General features: G+C 70.1%; 19 protein-coding genes. 3 read left to right on the forward strand and 16 right to left on the reverse strand.

Translation table 11 applies throughout. The features are described from left to right. Positions 1 to 20: 20 nt before the first annotated feature. Genes ACE7GA_RS27415 through ACE7GA_RS27445 form a run of 7 tightly spaced genes read right to left on the reverse strand, consistent with a single transcriptional unit; the run spans position 21 to position 6,553 of the window. Positions 21 to 893, reverse strand: coding sequence for a branched-chain amino acid ABC transporter permease (locus ACE7GA_RS27415; RefSeq protein ID WP_376100776.1), 873 nt, complete (start codon positions 891 to 893; stop codon positions 21 to 23). A 4-nt stretch (positions 894 to 897) separates the two neighbouring features. After that, a complete protein-coding gene (locus ACE7GA_RS27420) occupies positions 898 to 2,166 on the reverse strand; it encodes an amino acid ABC transporter substrate-binding protein (protein ID WP_376100778.1) in 1,269 nt (422 codons plus the stop codon). 17 nt (positions 2,167 to 2,183) lie between these two features. Further along, the gene (locus ACE7GA_RS27425) at positions 2,184 to 2,975 is read right to left on the reverse strand and encodes an SDR family NAD(P)-dependent oxidoreductase (protein WP_376100780.1); all 792 of its coding nucleotides are present in this window, start codon (positions 2,973 to 2,975) and stop codon (positions 2,184 to 2,186) included. Further along, a complete protein-coding gene (locus ACE7GA_RS27430) occupies positions 2,972 to 3,859 on the reverse strand; it encodes an amidohydrolase family protein (protein ID WP_376100782.1) in 888 nt (295 codons plus the stop codon). Before ACE7GA_RS27430 ends, ACE7GA_RS27425 begins: the two co-directional genes overlap by 4 nt. Next, on the reverse strand, positions 3,856 to 4,590 hold the full coding sequence (locus ACE7GA_RS27435) for an SDR family NAD(P)-dependent oxidoreductase (RefSeq protein ID WP_376100784.1): 735 nt from the start codon (positions 4,588 to 4,590) through the stop codon (positions 3,856 to 3,858). The genes ACE7GA_RS27430 and ACE7GA_RS27435 overlap by 4 nt, the downstream gene beginning before the upstream one ends. Next, positions 4,587 to 5,564, reverse strand: a complete 978-nt coding sequence (locus tag ACE7GA_RS27440; protein ID WP_376100786.1) for an alpha-ketoacid dehydrogenase subunit beta — start codon at positions 5,562 to 5,564, stop codon at positions 4,587 to 4,589. The genes ACE7GA_RS27435 and ACE7GA_RS27440 overlap by 4 nt, the downstream gene beginning before the upstream one ends. Further along, complete coding sequence (locus ACE7GA_RS27445; protein WP_376100788.1) at positions 5,561 to 6,553, reverse strand: thiamine pyrophosphate-dependent dehydrogenase E1 component subunit alpha; 993 nt, start codon at positions 6,551 to 6,553, stop codon at positions 5,561 to 5,563. Before ACE7GA_RS27445 ends, ACE7GA_RS27440 begins: the two co-directional genes overlap by 4 nt. On the opposite strand from ACE7GA_RS27445, the gene ACE7GA_RS27450 reads away from it, so the two are divergent. Next, the gene (locus ACE7GA_RS27450; protein WP_376100790.1) at positions 6,512 to 7,366 is read left to right on the forward strand and encodes a GntR family transcriptional regulator; all 855 of its coding nucleotides are present in this window, start codon (positions 6,512 to 6,514) and stop codon (positions 7,364 to 7,366) included. The two genes, ACE7GA_RS27445 and ACE7GA_RS27450, sit on opposite strands and share 42 nt — an antisense overlap. A 133-nt stretch (positions 7,367 to 7,499) precedes the next feature. On the opposite strand, the gene ACE7GA_RS27455 is transcribed toward ACE7GA_RS27450, so the two are convergent. The 7 genes from ACE7GA_RS27455 to ACE7GA_RS27485 all read right to left on the reverse strand — a co-directional run bounded on the left by ACE7GA_RS27455 (position 7,500) and on the right by ACE7GA_RS27485 (position 11,950). Next, positions 7,500 to 7,907 (reverse strand): hypothetical protein, encoded by a 408-nt coding sequence (locus ACE7GA_RS27455; RefSeq protein WP_376100792.1) that lies wholly within the window; start codon positions 7,905 to 7,907, stop codon positions 7,500 to 7,502. Continuing rightward, a complete protein-coding gene (locus ACE7GA_RS27460; RefSeq protein WP_376100794.1) occupies positions 7,904 to 8,443 on the reverse strand; it encodes a hypothetical protein in 540 nt (179 codons plus the stop codon). The genes ACE7GA_RS27455 and ACE7GA_RS27460 overlap by 4 nt, the downstream gene beginning before the upstream one ends. A 165-nt stretch (positions 8,444 to 8,608) precedes the next feature. Next, the gene (locus ACE7GA_RS27465) at positions 8,609 to 9,151 is read right to left on the reverse strand and encodes a hypothetical protein (protein WP_376100796.1); all 543 of its coding nucleotides are present in this window, start codon (positions 9,149 to 9,151) and stop codon (positions 8,609 to 8,611) included. Between the two features lie 6 nt (positions 9,152 to 9,157). Beyond that, positions 9,158 to 9,523, reverse strand: a complete 366-nt coding sequence (locus ACE7GA_RS27470) for a hypothetical protein (RefSeq protein ID WP_376100798.1) — start codon at positions 9,521 to 9,523, stop codon at positions 9,158 to 9,160. An 82-nt stretch (positions 9,524 to 9,605) separates the two neighbouring features. Beyond that, positions 9,606 to 10,552 (reverse strand): IS630 family transposase gene (locus ACE7GA_RS27475; RefSeq protein WP_376100691.1). Its coding sequence is split into 2 segments (ribosomal slippage): positions 9,606 to 10,211 and positions 10,214 to 10,552, totalling 945 coding nucleotides; the frame shifts between segments, so codons are not numbered across the junction. Between the two features lie 462 nt (positions 10,553 to 11,014). Then, on the reverse strand, positions 11,015 to 11,284 hold the full coding sequence (locus ACE7GA_RS27480) for a hypothetical protein (protein ID WP_376100800.1): 270 nt from the start codon (positions 11,282 to 11,284) through the stop codon (positions 11,015 to 11,017). Positions 11,285 to 11,350: 66 nt separating this feature from the next. After that, on the reverse strand, positions 11,351 to 11,950 hold the full coding sequence (locus ACE7GA_RS27485) for a transposase (RefSeq protein ID WP_376100802.1): 600 nt from the start codon (positions 11,948 to 11,950) through the stop codon (positions 11,351 to 11,353). 253 nt (positions 11,951 to 12,203) lie between these two features. Between ACE7GA_RS27485 and ACE7GA_RS27490 the strand changes: the two genes are divergently transcribed. Both ACE7GA_RS27490 and ACE7GA_RS27495 read left to right on the forward strand, forming a co-directional pair. Further along, positions 12,204 to 12,998 (forward strand): transposase, encoded by a 795-nt coding sequence (locus tag ACE7GA_RS27490; RefSeq protein ID WP_376100804.1) that lies wholly within the window; start codon positions 12,204 to 12,206, stop codon positions 12,996 to 12,998. A 192-nt stretch (positions 12,999 to 13,190) separates the two neighbouring features. Beyond that, positions 13,191 to 13,847 (forward strand): LysE family transporter, encoded by a 657-nt coding sequence (locus ACE7GA_RS27495; RefSeq protein ID WP_376101010.1) that lies wholly within the window; start codon positions 13,191 to 13,193, stop codon positions 13,845 to 13,847. A gap of 288 nt (positions 13,848 to 14,135) precedes the next feature. Here ACE7GA_RS27495 and ACE7GA_RS27500 read toward each other — a convergent pair whose 3' ends face one another. Then, positions 14,136 to 14,411, reverse strand: coding sequence for a hypothetical protein (locus tag ACE7GA_RS27500; protein WP_376100806.1), 276 nt, complete (start codon positions 14,409 to 14,411; stop codon positions 14,136 to 14,138). A 62-nt stretch (positions 14,412 to 14,473) separates the two neighbouring features. Beyond that, on the reverse strand, positions 14,474 to 18,430 hold the full coding sequence (locus tag ACE7GA_RS27505; protein WP_376100808.1) for a beta strand repeat-containing protein: 3,957 nt from the start codon (positions 18,428 to 18,430) through the stop codon (positions 14,474 to 14,476). Between the last annotated feature and the right edge of the window lie 616 nt (positions 18,431 to 19,046).

Below are 19,046 nucleotides of genomic sequence, written 5' to 3' on the forward strand. Positions count from 1 at the left end.
GAGGAAGCGTCCCCAACCCTTCATCGCCCGAACAGCCCCTGCGGCTTCAGGGCCAGCACGGCGAGCAGCAGGCCGAAGCCGACGGCAGGCGTCCATGAGGCTGCCGTCGAGGAGAGCATGAGGCTCTCGACCACACCGAGCAGCAGGGCCGCGAGGACTGTGCCCGAGATGCTTCCGAGGCCCGCAAGGACGACGATGGCGAAGACCTTGCCGATGTAGATCCGGGCCATGTTCGGCTCCACCGGCCCGACCACCACAAGCAGCGCGCCGGACAGGGCGACAGAGGCGGTCGCCACCCCGAACGCGATCCGCTTCACGCGCACGGGATCGGCACCGACGAGGGAAAGCGCCGTCGCGTCCTGCGCGACCGCCTGGACGGCACGGCCGACATAGGTCCGGGAGAGCCAGAGCATCATGGCGCCAGCCACCACCAGCGCGACCCCGGATGCCACGATCATTCGCCAGGGCAGGCGGAAGTCACCAAGGATCAGAGCGCGCCCGATGTAGGCAGCCCGCACGCCGCGCTGGTCGATGCCGAACGCAAGGATCAGCGCGACCTCCGCCACGAAGGCGACGCCGAAGAAGAAGGCGAGGCCCCGCAGCCCTGCGTCGGTGCCCCGCCGCTCGAAGGTCATGTGGTAAAAGCGATAAACGGCGGTACCGAAGAAGTAGAACGGCACGGCGAGGATCAGCCCCGCCAGGACCGGGTCCAGGCCGAACCGTCCCTGGAGCAGGACCGCACCGTAGGCCCCGACCAGGGCGAAGGCCGGGTGGGCGATGTGCGGCACGTCTAGCAGCCCGAAGGCGATCGCGAGGCCGAGCGACAGGGCGGCGTAGAAGCCGCCGAGCAGCAGCCCCGCGATGACGGCCTCAAGGAGGAGTTCGAGGTCCAAGCCGCTAGCGCCGCGCCCGCTCGAAGGGCACGCGCAGCTCGCCTGAGACGTATTCCGGTGGCTCCACGATCACCTGGCGGCCGGGCTGCCGGTATTGCTCGACGTCATTGCCCCGCACGCCCTGGAATTGGACCTGGACGACGCGGGGGTCCCGCCACTCGCCCGTCGGGCCGAAGGCGATCTTGCCGACGACGGTCTCGAACTCGGCCGACTTCATATGCCGGGTGAGGGACTCGTCCTCAATGCTGTTCGTGGCCTTGATCGTGGCCTCCAGGATCTGTCCCATCGCGTAATTGAAGGGTGCGAGATAGAAGCCCAGCACATCCACGCCCGCAGTCTTCGCGGCGGTCGCGTAACGACCGATGAAGTCGCGGATGCCCGGGAAGTCCATCGTCCGTTCGGGCACGTAGGTCTGGAAGTTGACGATGCCGTTCACGGAGTCGCCGAGGCTCTCCAGCAATGGCGCAAACTGCAGTCCGACCATACCACCGCCGAAGAGCTGGACCGTGTTGCCGACGCCGATTTCCTCGACCGCCCGGATGATGCCATTGGTCTCATTCGGGAAGGACCCGACATAGACCGCCTCGGCCCGCGCGTTCCGGACGGCGCGGATGACGGAGGAGAAGTCCACGTTGTTGAAGGGATAGCGCTGGTCGTAGACGATCTCCATTCCGAGCCCGCGCGCCGTCTCCCGAGCTCCCGCGCCGAGGGCCACCGTGCCCTCGGCATCCGCGACCATGATGGCAAGGCGCTTCAGACCACGCCGGTTCGCGAGCTTGACGAAGGCGCCGGGCCACGCGTCAGGCGTCGCGCCGAACGGGGCGATGTTGAAGTACCGGTCGTACCGGGTCTCCTCGTTCGCCCGGAAGGAGAAGTTGCCGAAGAGCAGCTTACCGCGCTGGCGCGCGAGCGGGATGATCGGCGCCTGGACCGGCGTGCCGTAGGGGCCGATCAGCAGGTCCACGCGGTCCACGTCGAGGAGCTTTGCGTAGATGCCGGGCGACTGCGCGGCGCTCGTCTGGTCGTCGTAGAAGACGAGTTCCACGGGCCGCCCGAGGAGGCCGCCGCGGGCGTTGACGTCCTGCGCCCACATCTGGCGAGCGAGAAGGGATGGACGCCCACCGGCCGCGAGCGTCCCGGTCTGCGCGACAGAGAAGCCGATCTTGATCGGCTGCCCTGCGGGCTGGGCGCGCGCGACCAGCGGCATCGCGAGGCCCGCGGCCCCCAGACCGGCGGACAGGGCGGCGCGCCGCCCGATGGTGATCCCGTTCATTCTTTCCTCCCCGTTCGCTATCCGGTCAGCAGGGTCGCCCCGCCGTCCACCACCAGTTCCACTCCCGTGACGTATCGGGCCTCGTCCGAGGCGAGGTAGACGGCGGCCATGGCGACGTCCCGGGCCTCCCCCCAGCGCCCGAGCGGAATCGCAGCGCTACGCTTCGCGAGATAGGCATCGAGCGTCATCCCGCCCGCGGCGCCGAGCACGGCGCGCTCGACCATTGGGGTCAGGATGAAGCCGGGCAGGATGACGTTGCAGCGGATGCCGTCTGGCCCGTGGTTCGCCGCGACGACCCGCGTCAGCTGTGACAGCGCGGCCTTCGCCACGGGGTAAGCGACGTAGGCCAGCCCCTCGAGGACGCGGATGCCAGAGATCGAGGCGATGTTGATGATGGACCCGCCCCCGCGGCGCCGCATGGCAGGGATGGCGGCCTGAATCGCGAGGAGCGCGGTCGTGACGTTCAGGCGGAAGCCGCGCTCGAAGGTCTCGGCCGTTACATTCTCCGCCGCGCCCTGAACGGCGGCGCCGATGTTGTTATGCAGGATGTCGAGACCACCATGGGCCGACTCGCAGGCCGAGACGGCCTCTCGCAATACCGCCGGATCCGTCGCGTCGCCAATGGTGGTCGTGCTTCCGGGGATCTCGCCCGCCGTCTCCGCCAGCGCCGCGGGATCACGATCCAGCAGGTGGAGTCGCGCACCCTGTTCCGCGAAGGCCAGCGCGGCCGCCTTGCCATTCCCGAGGCCGCCCCCTTCGGTTCCCGCGCCACAGACCAGCGCGACCTTGCCCGCGAGACGCCCGGTCACAGCCGGTACACCCGGGCCGCGGTGTCGTGCAGGACGGCACGGCGCCCCGTGTCATCTAAATGCGCGATGCCCGCCTGGAACGCATCGAAGAGAGCGGTGTAGGAGGTCCAGAGCTTCTCAATTGGGAAGTTGCTGCCGAACATGCAGCGGTCAGGGCCGAAGGCGTCGAGCGTGTCCCGGATGACGGGAGCCCAGTCCCTCCCCCGCGCAGCGTGGATGAACGTGCCGAGGCCCGAGAGCTTCGTGGTGACGTTGGGGTAGGCTGCGAGGCGCCGGATGAAGGCGCGCCATGCAGCCCAGCCCTCCTCCGAGCGGTCCTCCAGCATTCCCGCGTGTTCGAGAACGAAGGTCTGGCTGGGAAAGTCGCGCACGAGCCGCTCAGCCGGGTCGGCCTGACCCGCGAAGACCTGCAGTTCGAAAATCCAGCCGGTGGATCCCAGCACGGCGAAGCCGCGGCGCCAGGCCGGGTCATCCGAGAGGTCGGGGTGGGCGGCGAAGCGGTAGAGCGGCGTCCCGTGCCAGTGGAGCTGCTGCCGGATGCCGCGCATCAGGGGCGACGCCCGGAGACGTTCCAGGTGCTTCCCAACCTCAGGATGGGCGAAGTCGGCGTGGGCGACGATCCCCGCGATCGTCCCGCCGCGCTCCGCCTCGGACTGCACCCACGCCGCCTCGTCGAAGGCCCGGTCGTTCGGCCAGTTCGCCTGGACGTAGATCGACTTGGTCACGCCGAGCGGTGAGGCATCTGCGACGAATTCGGTCAGCGGGTAGTCGCGCATGATCGGGCGGTAGGGGCCGAAGATACGGGGACGTTCCTCACCCTGGAGCCATTCCAGATCCGCCTGGCGCCAGATGTGGTGATGGGCGTCGATCACGAGGTCGGTCATCCCATCACCCCCGCGGACAGGAAGCCGCCGTCCACCCGCACCACCTCTCCCGTGACGTAGGAGGCCTCGTCCGAGAGGAGGAAGAGTGCGGCGCCCGCGATCTCCTCGGGGCGCGCGTAACGGGCGAGCGGGATACGACGGTCAAACTCCGCCCGCGTCGCGTCCGAATGCATGCGGTCCGTCAGCGGAGTGGAGACGGGGCCGGGTGAGATGGCGTTGACGCGCTGGCCGAAGGGCGCGCGCTCGATGGCGAGCGTCTGGACGAGGTTGACGACGCCTGCCTTCGCGGCAGCGTAGGCACCGCGCCGGGCGGAGCCACGCTCCCCCGCGGTGGAGGCGACGGCGATCGCGCAGCCTTGCCCCATCGCCCGCAGGCAGGCGCGCAGGACGAGGAAGGTCCCGGTTAGGTTCAGATCGAGCATGCGGCGCCACTCGGCGAGCGAGGTCTCGACGATCGGGGATTCGGCGCCCGCACCCGCGCAGTGGACGACGCCGTCCAGACCGCCGAGCCGGGCACGGGCCAGATCCGGCAGCGCATCGCACGCCGCCTCGTCCGTCACGTCGAGGGCGGCGGGATGTAGTCCGGGACGGTCGGCGGCCCGGTCGGCCGCGGCGGCATCGCGGTCGGCCAGTAGGACCTGGGCACCAGCGGCGGCCAGCCGTCGACCGATTGCCGCACCGATGGCGCCTCCCCCGCCGGTCACGACGATATGTCGGCCGTCGAGGTTCATGCGGCAAGGAGCCTTCGCGCGGCGTCGGCCACCTGCCCCTCGGTGATCCGGTGCAGGTCTTCGAGAGGCTTACTGAAGGGGGTCGGGGCGCGTGGGCCGCCCAGGCGAACGGGCGCGGCCTTCAGGTCGCCCCAGCAGGCTTCCGTGACAGTCTGTGCGATCTCCGCCCCGAGACCCGCTGTCAGCACGGCCTCATGAACCACCAGCAGGCGCCCCGTCTTGCGGACGGAGGTCAGAACGGCCTCCTGATCCCAGGGCCAGAGGGACCGGAGGTCGAAGAGGTCCGGTCGAACGCCGCCCTCCACCAAGTCGCGAACAGCCCCCTCGCAGACGTGCCGCATGCGGGACCAGGTCACGATCGTGACGTCCGGCCCGGCGACGATCCGCTCCGCCCGACCGATCTCGGCTGGCGGCGCCTCGGCGTCCACCTCGCCTAGTAGTGCCCAGAGCTCCTTGTGCTCGAGGTAGACGACCGGATCGTCGCACCGGATCGCGGCCTTCAGGAGCGCGTGGTTGTCGGCCGGGGTGGCGGGCGCGACGACGACGAAGCCGGGTACGTGGACCCAGAAGGCCTCGGTGGATTGCGAGTGTTGCGCGGCGATGCCGTTGCGGAAGCCGATGGCCTGCCGGGCAACGAGGGGCACCCGGGCCTGGCCGTTGAACATGTAGCGGATCTTCGCCGCCTGATTGATGAGCTCGTCGGCCGCGCAGAGACCAAAATCAGCGAAGCGCAGCTCCGCCACGGGGCGGGTGCCGCAGACCGCGGCACCGACGGCCGCCCCCATGATCGTGTTCTCCGAGATCGGGGTGTCCACGATCCGGCGGCGGCCGAACATCTGCTGCAGGCCGCGGTACTGTCCGGCGACGCCGCCCTCCGGGCCCAGGTCCTCGCCGAGCGCCCAGACGAGCGGGTCCCGCGTCATCTCCTGCTGGAGCGCAAGTCGAGAGGCCTCGGCGTAGGTAAGCTCGGTCATGCCGCGGCCCAGCGCGAGAGCTGCTCGGGTGCGCCGACGTCCTGTACGTCCGTGAACGCCTCCCGGGGATTGGGCCAGGGCGCCGATCTCGCCTCGGCGACAGCCTCCGCGATGAAGGCCTCCGCGTCCCGGGCGATCCGGGCCGTCTCGGCCTCCGAAACACCCGCGGCGTGCAGGCGGGCGGCGTGACGGGCGATGGGGTCGTCCGTGATGCGGCGCGCGTGGTCGTCGGCGTCCCGGTAGGCGGCCTTGTCCGGCGCGAAGTGGCCGTGCCAGCGGTAGGTGCGGCAGTGGAGGAAGGCGGGACGCCCCTCTGCCCGCACCTGCCTCACGTGCCGTGTCGCCGCCTCTATGACAGCGTCGAGGTCGTTTCCGTCCACGCTCTCCGCAGGCAAGCCGAAGGCGAGCGGGCGCGCGAGCGGGTCGTCCACCAGAGCGGTCACGTCTGCAGTACGGGTCGTAGCGGAGTAGAGGTTGTCCTCGCACACCAGCAGGACCGGCAATTCAAGCGCGCGGACCCAGTTCAATGCTTCCAACAACGGTCCGCGGTTCATCGCGCCGTCGCCGAACATGGCTACAGCGATCCGGGCCTCGCCCCGCAGGAGCGCGGCATGAGCCGCCCCGACTGCGAGGGTGACGCCGTCCCCGACCACCCCGTTCGCACCGAGCATGCCGACGGAGAAGTCGGCAATGTGCATCGAGCCACCCTTACCGCCGCAGGTTCCGCCCGCCTTGCCGAAAAGCTCCAGCATCATGGCCCGGGGATCGGCACCCTTGGCGATGGCGTGCCCGTGGCCGCGGTGGTTGGAAGCGAGCCAGTCGTCGCGGCGAAGGGCCGCGCAGACACCGACGGCGACCGCCTCCTGCCCTGTGGACTGGTGAACGGAGCCACGGACCTCGCCCGCGAACCAAGCCTCCGCGGCCGCGGCCTCGAAGGCGCGGATGGTATGCATCAGGCGCAGTCGCGCCAGGCCGTCACTGACGTCCAAGGGCGTTTCCTCCGCCCCGTGTCGCCGGGGCTTGGATGGTATGGCATACCAAACGGGCCTTCGTGGCAAGGGAATTCGTCGCTATGGTCCCGATGGCACGCCATCGGGAGCACCATCCTGTCCCAGGCCATCACCCGTGCGTATGAGGCCATCCAGAGTGGCATCCTCTCCGGCCGCTTTCGCCCTGGCATGCGGCTCGTGGAACGTGACCTCGCGGCGGATCTCGGGATCAGCCGGACGCCGGTCCGTGAGGCGTTGCGGCAGCTGGAAGCTGACGGCTTCGTTCAGCACCGGCCGAACGCGGGCGTTGCCGTGTCGCTCCTGACGGAGCAGTCCATGTCCGATCTTGGCGACCTGCGCGCTCACCTCGCATCGATGTGCGGGCGGCTCGCGGCACGGCGACTAGATGCTGACGGCCGCGCGGCGGTGGCCGAGCGCTGCCGTGCGGTCCACGTCTACGTCGGGCGGCACGCGGCCGAAGACTTCGTGGTGACCGAGGCATTCCGCCTCGTACGGGATGCGCACGCCCTCCTGTTCGACCTCTGCGGCAACGACTGGCTCGCGTCGGCTTTCCACCGCACGACCTTCGGAATGGTCATGCAGGCGAGCTACATGGATGCGACGGCGGACGAGTGGTCGGCGATCGCCGGATACTTCCGCACCCTTCCGGAAGCGTTGGCATCAGGCGACGAGGCGCTCACCGCGTCGCTGATGGAAGCGTATTTCCGTGGGGCCCGGCACCGCCTGTTGCGTGCACACCGGCGCGGGGTCACGGTGTCCGGCGTCCCGGCTGAGCGCAAGGGCTCCCGCTGACGAAACAACCTAACGAACCTGCCGAGGCACCGTCCGCTGGGCCGTGATGCATGCGGCCTGCACCTTGTCCTGACCCGGCCCGGCATCAGGCGGGGGCGGCCCCCAACGGACGAGCCCCGGGCGGACGCGCGCTTCAACGCGAATCGAGAAGACGATCGGCCGCCGTCAGATCCCCCGAGGTTTCCAGCTCCCGGCACGCTGCCTGACCGTAGCGCTCGTGCTCCGCCGTCGCCGCGGCGGTGGCGTTCAGACGCGCTCCCAGCATCATCCAGCGGAGCGACGCCTCACCGCCCTCGACTTCGTCGGTGTGACGCCGGGCATCCTCGGCCTGCCGGGCGGCCACGAGGTCCCGAAGTTGCGCAATCCAATCGGCGTCGCGGAGGCGGCAGGCTCCTGCGAGGTGGGCGACCCGGAGGACGTCTCCTGCCAGGAGCACGCGATCCCGGATGGACGAGACGCGGGCCGCGTCGTCCGCCCAGGCCACCCCGCCGAGCAGGAGGGCCGTCGCGAGGGCAACCCAGCAGGCGGCCCGCCCCGTCACGAGCGGCCGCGCTCGGCGGCACGCAGGCCCGCCGTGAGGTCGGAAGCCAGGCCGGTCAGGTCCGTCGTGCGCTGGATCTCGGCCGCGACCGCCTCCCGGGCCTCGTCGAGCGAAACGGCAGCCAGGCGGCGCACCTCCGTGTGGAAAGCCGAGCCGGTGCGATCCGGCGTCGCGGTCACGAGAAGCCATGGGTGCCCGGCGGCGGCGACCAGGGCTGAGGAGGCCGCCCCAATCGCGCTCTCCAGCACCGCGGGGTCCGGACGTGACGGGCCAGCCTCCTCGGAGAGGACGAGCATGCGGGCGAGGAGTGCGGAAAGCGCGCCCACCGCCGCCTGGTCCGCAGGCGCGACGCCCGGCATCGCATCGGCCACGCCGACCTCACCGCGCGGGTCCCGGACCACGCCGCCCGTCTTGCGGAGCAGCTCCTCCCCGCGAACTCGGTAGGTCTCGCGCGCGAAGAACCCCTGCCAGAGGCCGTGGGCGGGGATGTGAATCCCAACGTACCCGACGACGTCGGGTGGCGCACCGTCCTTCATGGTGGGCCCTTTTCCATCGAGCTATCCTACCACGAAGTCGCATCGTCCGGATCCCTCCGGCACAGACTTAACGACGGCAGGCCGCTGGCGATGTTCGGTTCACCCGTCGCGTACGTCACCGTTAACTCCCGGTCGCTTCAACTCACCGTACTCGGGCGCGGTGGCTCATCGGCCCGGCGCAAGCAAGACGACCGCCGCGATGGCCGTACCCACCCCGAACGCGCCGAGGCTCATTCCAAACAAAATGGCGGCTAACCCACGCCACCGGCTGGACGCCGTCACACGTAGCCCGAATGCGGCGTTGTGCGACAGCGTGACGCAAACCGACACAAGGACGGCGAGCATCACCCCCGTCGCGTACGCAAGCAGGGCAGGCCCGACGCGCGGTAGGAGTCCCTCGAGGGTCATCCCTCCCCGCCCCACGAGGTTGCCGACAAGGGTGAGGAGAGCGACGCCGCCACCGGCATTGACAACGAGGGCTTGGCCAACCGCTAGGCGAGACGCCTCGGCTCCGACCTTCGCGAGTTCGGTCAGCGTCGTCACCTGGAGTCTCCACAGGTCCATCGCGACGCCATGCCTTCGGACAGCGACGTCACGCTCCTCTGGCGTGAGGCCGTCCAGGTTCGGGAAAGGCGGCACGGGGGCGTAGCCGGGCGTCGACGTCCTCGGATCGGGCCTACCTTCCGGCGGCCCCTGCATGGCGGACATGATGTCTCACTCCGCGGCGGCCGCGAGCGATGAGCCAGTGATCGACGGTGCGCCGAGCACCCCGACGACAATCCCCTGGGACGCGAGGCGGGTGGCAAGCGCGCCGCGAGGTGACCCGGCGCCGAGAAGTTCAGGGGGCGGCGCCGCGAGGCGGACCGATCGCCATCCCATGACCCAGGTGACGGCTTCCTCGATCATCGTCTGAGGCAGCGCGATGTGGACGCCGAGAATCGCGGACTGGACCGCCTGCCGGACCTCCTCTGGTGGTCTCTCGCGCTGGACGGCCTCATCTCGGCGAGCGACGGCCAGGGCTATGTTCTGATGCGACAGCCAGACAGGGGCGGCAGGAGCGGCAGCGGGGGGGTTCTGCATGGCAAGGAAGATAGGCGAGCATCCGAGAACAAAGCAAGAACTATGTCTCATCACAGGACGTCCAACCTAGAGCGTTTTCCGCTCAGTCTGGATCGTATCCGGCGGCGGCGAAGTAGTTCGCGCACTCGGCGGGCGTGAATGTCGGTACGAGACGGCCGATGGTGGTCCAGAGCCCGTCGAGGGTCCGTTCGGCGGCGGCGCGGAGAGCGGATTTCAGCTTCGCGAAGGCGTTCTCGATCGGGTTGAAGTCGGGCGAATAGGGTGGGAGGTAGAGCAGGGTCGCACCCGCGCTCTCGATCGCGCGTCGCACGCCCGCGCCCTTGTGGCTGCCGAGGTTGTCCATCACGACGATGTCGCCGGGGCGCAGCTCGGGCACCAGCACCTGGTCGACGTAGGCCTGGAACAGCTCGCCGTTGATCGGCCCGTCCAGCACCATCGGGGCGACCATGCCCGTGTTGCGCAATCCGGCGACGAAGGTCGTGGTCTTCCAGTGCCCGTGCGGCACCGCGGCCCGCAGCCGCTCACCCCTCGGTGCCCGGCCGTGGGTGCGGGCCATATTCGTCGAGGCCCAGGTCTCGTCGATGAACACGAGGCGGTCGGGATCGAGGTCGAGCTGGCCGTCGAACCACGCCCAGCGCCGCTTCAGGATATCCGGCCTGTCCTGCTCCGCGGCGTGGGCCGTCTTTTTTTCCATGTCATCCGGCGCCGGTCGAAGAAGCGCCATAGCGTGCCCATCCCGACCGCCACGCCAGCCCCTGCGAGCTCGGCCCGGATCTCCGCGAGCGTGATGTCGGACTTCGCGTCCACCAACCGCAGGATCAGTGGCGCGTGCGCCTCGATGCGCCCCGACCGCCGGTCCCCGCCGAGCGGACCCGGCGCAACCGAGCCCTTGTCCCGCGCAAGGGCGGCCCACCGGATCGCGCTCGCCGCACTCACCCCGAAGCGGGCCGCGGCCGCTCGGCACGACGACCCCGCCGCGATCGCCCCCACCACCCGCTCCCGCAGGTCTACCGACAACGCCCTCGACATGCCCGCCCGCCTCCTAACCAGGCGACACTGAATCACCTCGCGACGAAGCCGCGGATCACATCCGATTCAGTCAGGCCGGATACCGCTCTAGCGCGAGCTCTGTTGCAGGGTATCCGTCGTCCGACGCCCACGGTTGAGGGTCGGGTCTGAGCCGCCGAGGTCTGTTCTTGTGGCCCAGGGGGCGTGCGGTGGACGGCGACCTGGTGGAGAGCGCGTCTGCGAGTGCTCATACGAGTGATGATGTGGACGGCCTGGGGCGCGCAATCTGCCATCATCGACCAAGACGGCGCATTGCGTAATCGTGGATCTCGTGACCATCGGTCATGATCTCTCCTGGAGGCATGGCTGACCCCGAGCGTGGCGTGACGCGCCTGCCCGTTGAGAACCAGTGGTGAGCACGGGGGAGGATCGACTTTGGTGCAGCAAGGCGATGAGGACGAGGCAGTGCTCGCCCGGTGAGCGTCAGGCAGTCCGTAGGGCGCGAGACATGCCGAGTTCGGCCATGCGGTTCAGCGTGCGGGCGGCGATCGCGGCCTCGGCCCGTTGCCCCTCGAGGCTCCGCAACCGCAGAGCGCCCCCGAGCAGGCGCTTCCATCGCGAGTGCGTCCACTCCGCCGCGTTGCGGCGGCCGTAGCCGGTCGCGCGCTCCCACGCGCAGCGACCCTTGCGCGCGACGTGCTGCGCGTTTCGGCCGCGCCCGGTCAGCGGGTTCAACTCATCTGCCGCGCGCACGTCAGGCGCCTTCGGCCTGAACACGCCCTCGGCGTTCGGCAGGACCTGACGGTGCTCCGCGACGGCTCAGTAGGTCGGCCCGCCCGCGTATGCCGCGTCGCCGTAAACACGCCCGATCCGACCGGCGACGCGATCCAGCAGTGCCGGCACTGGCACGGTGTCGTGCACATCCGAGCGCGTCAGCTCTTCCGCGATAATCTGTCCCGTGTCCGGGTCCACGGCGATGTGCAGCTTGCGCCAACCCTCGTGCCCCGCACCGATCGGCTTGGCCAAGCGCAGGCCCGTGCTGTCGATGGCGAGATCCAGGCCACGCCCGGCATCGGCATGCCGGTTGAGCGGCAGCGTCCGGCCGCGGCGCGACAGGGTCGTGTGGTCCGGCACCGGCAAGACCAGGCCGAGGAGGGTGAAGATGGAGCGGACCAAGCCCTCTGCCTGCCGCAGCGCGAGGCGGTAGACGGCGCGCACGGTCAGTGCCGCCGCGATCGCCGCGTCGGTGCAGGTGCGACGGCCGCCAGGAGCTCGCCACCCCGCGACCGCCTCGAGCGACACCCAAACCGTGATGTCGCCCCGGCGCACGAGCGAGTGGTCATAGGCGGCCCAGTCGCGGACCTTGTACCGCGTCCGCGGCCCGCCCCGACGACACCGCACCGCCATTGCCCGCTTCACTCCAGCTGCTCATCCGTGAGCCCAGCCCATCACGGCACCGCCCGCAAGGTTGCTGCACTAAAGCCGGCTGACGCTTACGCATCTTCTGCTGAACGTGCGGCAGATGGCCGAGCGCTGGCTGGCCGGCGTCCACGGTCGCCTCCGGCGTCTGCCGCCTGTCGCTCGACAGTGCCCCTCCTCGATGGGACGTTCAGGCACCTTCGCGCGGAGCCGAGCGGAGCGCGTCGCTGGCGCAGAGGCACGGGGCCGCAGGATGGCCCTCTACGATGAGGTCCGGCGTCGGCACGCTGCGGGCGAACCACTGCTCGCCCTCAGCCGCCGCATGGGCCTGGCCCGCGGGACGGTGCGGAAGTACGCCGGAGCCGAGAGCTTCCCCGAGCGCGCCGTGCGTGCTCCCGGTCCCAGTCTACTGGACCCCTACCTCGCCCATCTCGAGGCGAGGCTCGCCGAGCGCTGCGAGAACGCCATGGAGCTCTGGCGCGAGCTTCGCAGCCTCGGCTACCCCGGCACGGCGAGGCAGGTGCATCGTTGGCTCAACCCACGACGCAATAGGCCTTCGAAATACGGGCCCAAGCTCGGGGATGACACCGAGACTGCGCGCGCTGCCAGCAGCGGAAACGCACCCGCACTGCCCTCGCCGCGGCAACTCGCCTGGTCTCTGACCCGGCCGCGGGAGTGCCTCACCCAGGAGGAGGACGCTACCGTCGAGCGCATCCAGCAGGATGCCCTCGCGGCCACGGTCTCCACGCTCGTCCGCCGCTTTGCCGATCTTGTACGGGGCCAGAGCCTTGGCGCCACGCCAAGAGGCCGCGCACCAATGACCGCGCTCAGGGGTTGGCTCCGAGACGCGAGCCGCAGTGGCGTGGCCGCACTGATCACCTTCGCCAACGGACTGCAGCAGGACAGCGCGGCCGTGAAGGCTGCACTCAGCATGCCACGGAGCAGCGGACAGACAGAAGGGCAGGTCAACAAACTGGAGCTGCTGAAGCGCCAGACCTTCGGTCGCGCCAGCTTCGATCTGCTCCGCCGTGTCCTCCTCGCCAACTGATCCACGCAAAGCGCGGAAGAGCCACGAAGCCGGGGCAATACCATTCAACAGAGCAAGATGACCTTCAAACCGCCTCGACACTGCGGCCGGGTGTTGGTGCCTCATCCCCCGATCGGGTGAGGCGCCAGTTGCCGGAGGCCTGCTTACTCTCGCGAGGACATTTGCAGGAATGGTTTCGTGTTCGATGCGTCGATGCTGCTTCCACTCGGCCTCCTGATCCCGTCCTACGCCTTGGTCCTAGTAACGCCCGGACCGAACCTTCTTATCGTCCTGCGTGCCAGCCTATCCGGATCGGCTCGCAGCGTATCCGCTGCAGCGCTGGGAATTGGCTGTGGCGCCGGTTTAGCAGCAATCGGGGCATTGCTCGCAGCTTCAGCGCTTGGGAGCGGCGTGACGACGGGGATGACAGGCATTGAAATCGGAGGACGCCTGCTCTTTGCCGCGCTTCTGGCTCGCGCTGGCTGGCGCACGCTTCGGCGAGTTGGCGCAAGGCGCGAAACGGTTGCGATAAATCCTCAGTCAGAGCTGGTCGGTCATTTCCGAGTCGGACTTCTCACCGCGCTGAGCAACCCGCTAACGCTCCCCTTTTTCGCAGGCTATTTTCTCAGTCATCCCGAAACACAAGATCCCCGGGTCGCACTTTCGGCATGTGCTCTGGTGGTCGCGATGGCCATAGGATGGTTTGGAGGATTGGGCTGGCTGTTGGCTCGTCGCGCTTGGCGCGACTTTTACGGCCGAGCGGGATATTGGCCGGACCTTACCGTCGGTGGTGCTCTCTTGGTCTGCGCCTGCCTCGCCGTCTGGCCAGTCTTCTCAAGCTCATATCATACGCCCGGCGTCGTTGGTTGACCTGTGCCGAGTGGCGGGTGGCGATGCGCTCGGGCTTCTGCATGAGCCAGATAGAACCGCCCCGCGTTTGGAGGAGATGGTTTGCCTTGGGTCACGCTGCTGGCGCTGGTGTCCTGTTAACCTCCCCAGTTCTGCGGGACGGCCGCATCGGGCGCTGAACGGCTGAGCGGATGTCGGCCGGGAGCTGACGATCCGTTTCCGGCGGCTCCTCCTCCAGGGCAGACATCGGGTTCCGGCCGGCGGGCGCGAGCCGGTGCCCCTTCGCTTGCTCCCGCTCGCCCCCCGTCGTCAGTAGAACGCGAAATCGGCAGCCGAGAGTGTGGGCCTGCCGGCGAGGGTGGCGAGGAGGGTGAGGCCGCCATCCCCCGTGCCGTTCGCGTCGTGGAACAGCCCCCCTGTCGCCGCGCTGTAGAGGAGCGTCGGTGGCGCGGTGACAGGTTGGGGGATGTCGGCCGACAGGAAGGTCACCCCCGCCACGACGCCCGTCAGCCCGAAGGCCGCCGCGTTGAGCTGGATCCGGTCCTCGCCCGGCGTGAAGTCGAGGAGGGTGTCGCCCGTGTTCACCGCCCCCGCGAAGGCGTCGGCCAGCCCCTCGAAGCGGAACAGGTCGGCGCCCGCCCCGCCCGTCAGCGCTCGGGCCCGTTGCCGCCGATGAGGATGTCCGCGCCCGCCCCGCCCTCGAGCACGTCGTAGCCCGCCCCGCCCGAGAGGATGTTGTCCGCCGCGTTGCCGAGCACGACGTTGTCGCCCGCGTTCCCCGTGCCGTAGACCGCGGCGCCGAGGAGGACGAGGACCTCGACGTTCTCGGGCAGCGTCAGGTCGGCGGTGGAATAGACCGTGTCGATGCCCCCGCCGGCGGCCTCGACCACGACGTCGAAGCTGCCGTTGACGGAGTAGTTGTCGTTCCCCGCCCCACCCGCGAGGACGTTCGCCGCCTCGTTCCCGACGAGGACGTCGTCGCCCGCGCCGCCCGTCAGGTTCACCGCGGCGGTGCCGAAGGCGACGAGCGCCTCGACGTTCTCGGGCAGCGCCGTCGTGACGCTCACGTAGAGGACGTCGATGCCGCCGCCCGGCGCTTCCGTCACGATGTCGCCGGCGTCGTCCAGCACGTAGGTGTCGTCGCCCGCCCGCGCGGTGAGGCTGTCCACCCCCGCACCCCCGGACAGCACGTCCGCGCCGCCGCCGCCGTCGAGACTGTCCGCCCCCGCCCCGCTCTCCAGCGTGTCGTTCCCCTCGCCGCCAAGCAGGGTGTCCGCCCCGTCGGTCCCGGTCAGGACGTCTGCGAAGGCCGACCCGGTGAGGTTCTCGATGGCGATGAGGACGTCGCCCTCGGCGTCGCCGCCCGTCCCGGTGCCCGCCGCGAGGTCCACCGTCACGCCCGCGCCGGAGCCGGAGTAGTCCACAAGATCCACCTCGACGCCGGCAATCGTCGTCGAGCCCTGGAGCGTGTCGGCCCCCGCGCCGCCGATGAGCGTGTCGGGCCCGCCGCGGCCGTTGAGGTAGTTGTCCCCTGCATCGCCGATGAGGGCGTCGGCCGAGCCCGTGCCGAAGACGCACTCGATGCCGATGAGCACATCACCCTCGGCCAACCCTCCTCGCCCCGTCCCGAGCGTGAGGTCCACGAGGACGGCCCCGGCCTCCGGGAAGTCGTAGGTGAGGAGGTCAACCCCCGCGCCGCCGATGAGCGTATCCGCCCCGAATGACCCGCCGAGCAGGTCGTCGCCCGCGCCGCCGTCGAGCGTCTCGGCGCCGGCCGCGCCGCCGAGAAAGTCGTTGAAGGCGGTCCCGATCAGCCCCTCGATGCCGGTGAGGGTGTCGCCGACCGCTTCGCCCTCGGTCGCGGAACCGGCGAGGCTGAGGGAGACGCGGGACGACGCTGCGGCATAGGAGGCGACGTCGCCGGACCCGTCCCCGCCATCGAGGCTGTCGGCTCCCGCCCCGCCCTCCAGCGTGTCGTTCCCCTCGCCGCCGAGCAGGATGTTCGCCCCGTCGGTCCCGGTCAGGACGTCTGCGAAGGCCGAGCCGACGAGGTTCTCGATGGCGATCAGGATGTCGCCCTCGGCGTCGCCGCCCGTCCCGGTGCCCGCCGCCAGGTTCACCGCCACGCCCGCGCCGGAGGTGGCGTAGTCCGCCCAGTCGCTGTCGCCGCCGAAGAGGGAGGTCGAGCCCTGCAGCGTGTCGGCCCCCGCGCCGCCGACGAGCGTGTCGGCGCCGCCCTCGCCGTTGAGGAAGTTGTCGGCCGCGTTTCCGGTCAGCCGGTCGTCGCCGCCGCCGGTGATGACGTTCTCGATGCCGCTGAGCACGTCGCCCTCGGCAATGCCTCCGCGGCCCGTCCCCGCGGCCAGGTCCACGGTGATCGCGACGGCGCCGCCCGGGTTGTAGAAGGCGAGGTCGGTCCCGGCCCCGCCGATGAGGGTATCCGCACCGGCCGATCCGAACAGCACGTCGTCCCCGGCGCCGCCGTCGAGGGTCTCGGCCCCGCTCCCACCCTCCAGCCGGTCGCCGAAGGCGCTGCCGATCAGGCCCTCGACGCTGACGAGGACGTCGCCGTCGGCGTCGCCACTCGTGAAGCCGCCGCCCAGGCCCGCCTCGACCCGCGCCGTGGCGCCGGCGTAGGAGACGACGTCGTTCCCGTCGCCGCCATCGAGGCTGTCCGCCCCCGCTCCGCCCTCCAGCGTGTCGTTCCCCGTGTCGCCGAGCAGGGTGTCCGCGCCGGCCAAGCCGACCAGCAGGTCGTCCCCGGCGCCGCCGTCGAGGGTCTCGGCCCCCTCCGCGCCGCCGAGGCTGTCTCCGAAGGCACTGCCGATCAGGCCCTCGACGCTGACGAAGACGTCGCCCTCGGCATCGCCGACCGCGAAGCCGCCGAGCCCCACCTCGACCCGCGACGCGGCGCCAGCGTAGGAGACGACGTCGTTCCCCGCGCCGCCATCGAGGCTGTCCGCCCCCGCCCCGCCCTCGAGCGTGTCATCCCCGTCCCGCCCGACGAGGAGATTGTCCGCGTTCGTGCCGGTGAGCGTGTCCCCGAAGTCGCCTCCGAAGGCCGCCGACCGGAACCCGCCGGCGGTGCGCGAGACCGCCTCGGTCGGCTCGCCGTAGAGGACGGTGGCGGAACCGGCGGCGGTCCTTCCGGCCGGACTGGAGCCGGGGGCGCCGACGAGGAGGTCGGCGTAGCCATCGCCGTCCAGGTCGCCCGCCGAGGCGACGGAAGTGCCGCTTACGTCGCGCTCGGCCGCTCCGTCCACCCGGAAGCCATCCGCGGCCATGAGGTTCGCGAGGTCGACGTCCGCAAAGCCGCCAGCCTTGCCGAACAGGACGTAGCTGCTGCCCGCGTTCGTGCGACCCGATGGGTCAGCGCTGTACGCGCCGATGACGAGGTCGGCGTAGCCGTCGCCGTTCACGTCGCCTGCCGACGCGACGGAGAAGCCGCTGAGGTCGAACGCCGCCGCACCGTCCACGCGGAACCCGTCCGCGGCCGAGAGGTTCGCGAGGTCAACGTTTGCAAAACCGCCCGCCTTCCCGAACAGGACATAGCTGCTGCCGGCGCCCGTGCGGCCTGATGGGGCGGTGCTGTAAGCCCCGATGACGAGGTCGGCGTATCCGTCGCCGTTCACGTCGCCTGCGGAGGCGACGGAATTGCCGCTGACGTCGAGCGCCGCCGCGCCGTCCACGCGGAAGCCGTCCGCGACCGAGAGGTTCGCGAGGTCGACGTCCACGAAGCCGCCCGCCCTGCCGAACAGGACGTAGCTGCTGCCGGCGCCCGATCGGCCCGATGGGTCGGCGCTGTAGGCGCCGATGACGAGGTCAGCGTACCCGTCGCCGTTCAGGTCACCCGCCGAGGCAACGGAGTTGCCGCTGAGGTCAAGCGCCGCTGCCCCGTCTACGCGGAAGCCGTCCGCGACCGAGAGGTTCGCGAGGTCGACGTCCGCGAGGCCGCCAGCCTTGCCGAACAGGACGTAGCTGCTGCCGGCGCCCGCTCGGACCAACGGGTCGGCGCTGAGGACCCCGATGACGAGGTCGCCGTATCCGTCGCCGTTCAAGTCACCCGCGGAGGCAACGGAGGTGCCGCTGAGGTCGAAATCCGCTGCCCCGTCCACGCGGAAGCCGTCTGCAGATGAGAGGTTCGCGAGGTCGACGTCCGCGAAGCCGACCGCCTTCCCGAACAGGACATAGCTGCTGCCGGCGCTCGTGCGGCCCAATGGGCTCGCCGTGTAGGCCCCGATGACAAGGTCGTCGTATCCGTCGCCGTTCAGGTCGCCCGCGGACGAAACGGAGCGGCCGCTGAAGTCGCCGTCCGCCGCCCCGTCCACCCGGAACCCGTCCGCGGCCGAGAGGTTCGCGAGGTCGACGTTCCCAAAGCCGTCTGCCCTTCCGAACAGGACGGTGGTGCTGCCGGCGCCCGTGCGGCCTGATGGGGCAGCGCTATACGCGCCGATGACGAGGTCGGTGTAGCCGTCTCCGTTCAGGTCGCCCGCGGAGGCGACAGAGATGCCGCTGGTGTCGCCCGCGGCCGCCCCATCCACCCTTGCGGCGCGCGTGTCGTCCGTGATGTTGGCAAGGTCGATGACGCTCGGGATGCCGGCCATGGTTCAGCGGGTGCTCAGCGCCCCGCGCCACGGCCGCCCCTCGCGGCCTGGATCGGGCGGGAAAACTTCAGCGTGACCAAGGCGGCGTGTCCAGCCGTGAGCACGGCCGTGCGCGCGGGACGGACACGTCAGGGAGAACAGAAACCCGAGCCAGCGCGTCTCAAACTCTCGACGACGCAGCCATGGCAGCTTTCACCGCGCGTCCGCGAACGAAGTCCCGTCAGGCGCATCGACGTCGCAGGTTTTTCAGCGGCCCAGCACGCGAGACCGTACCGATCCAGCGGCAGGCGGAAGATGACCCGCGTCATGTCCGCTATTGGGCACCGCTCTACCCCGCGTAAGCGGCTGCTGTGGGCGCTACACAGCATGGCGGCTACTGGCCGAAAGTGGCTTGGCAGCCCTTGAGTGACCGTGCTGGAGAGGCGGACAACGGCCAAACCTGGGCGGTCGCCAAATATTCGGCCGGGCCTCTCTGATTGCGCCTTCAAGGCACATTGGGGTCAACGGCTGTCGTCGCGGGCGCGACGCCCTCGGGGATTGGACTGATTTGTCCGGAGCCAGGCTCGGGGACGGTGCGATACAGGGGCACGACCTCTCCCTCGGCTCACTCCGCCTC

The organism is Roseomonas sp. CCTCC AB2023176, assembly GCF_042259275.1.
Lineage (GTDB): Bacteria > Pseudomonadota > Alphaproteobacteria > Acetobacterales > Acetobacteraceae > Roseomonas.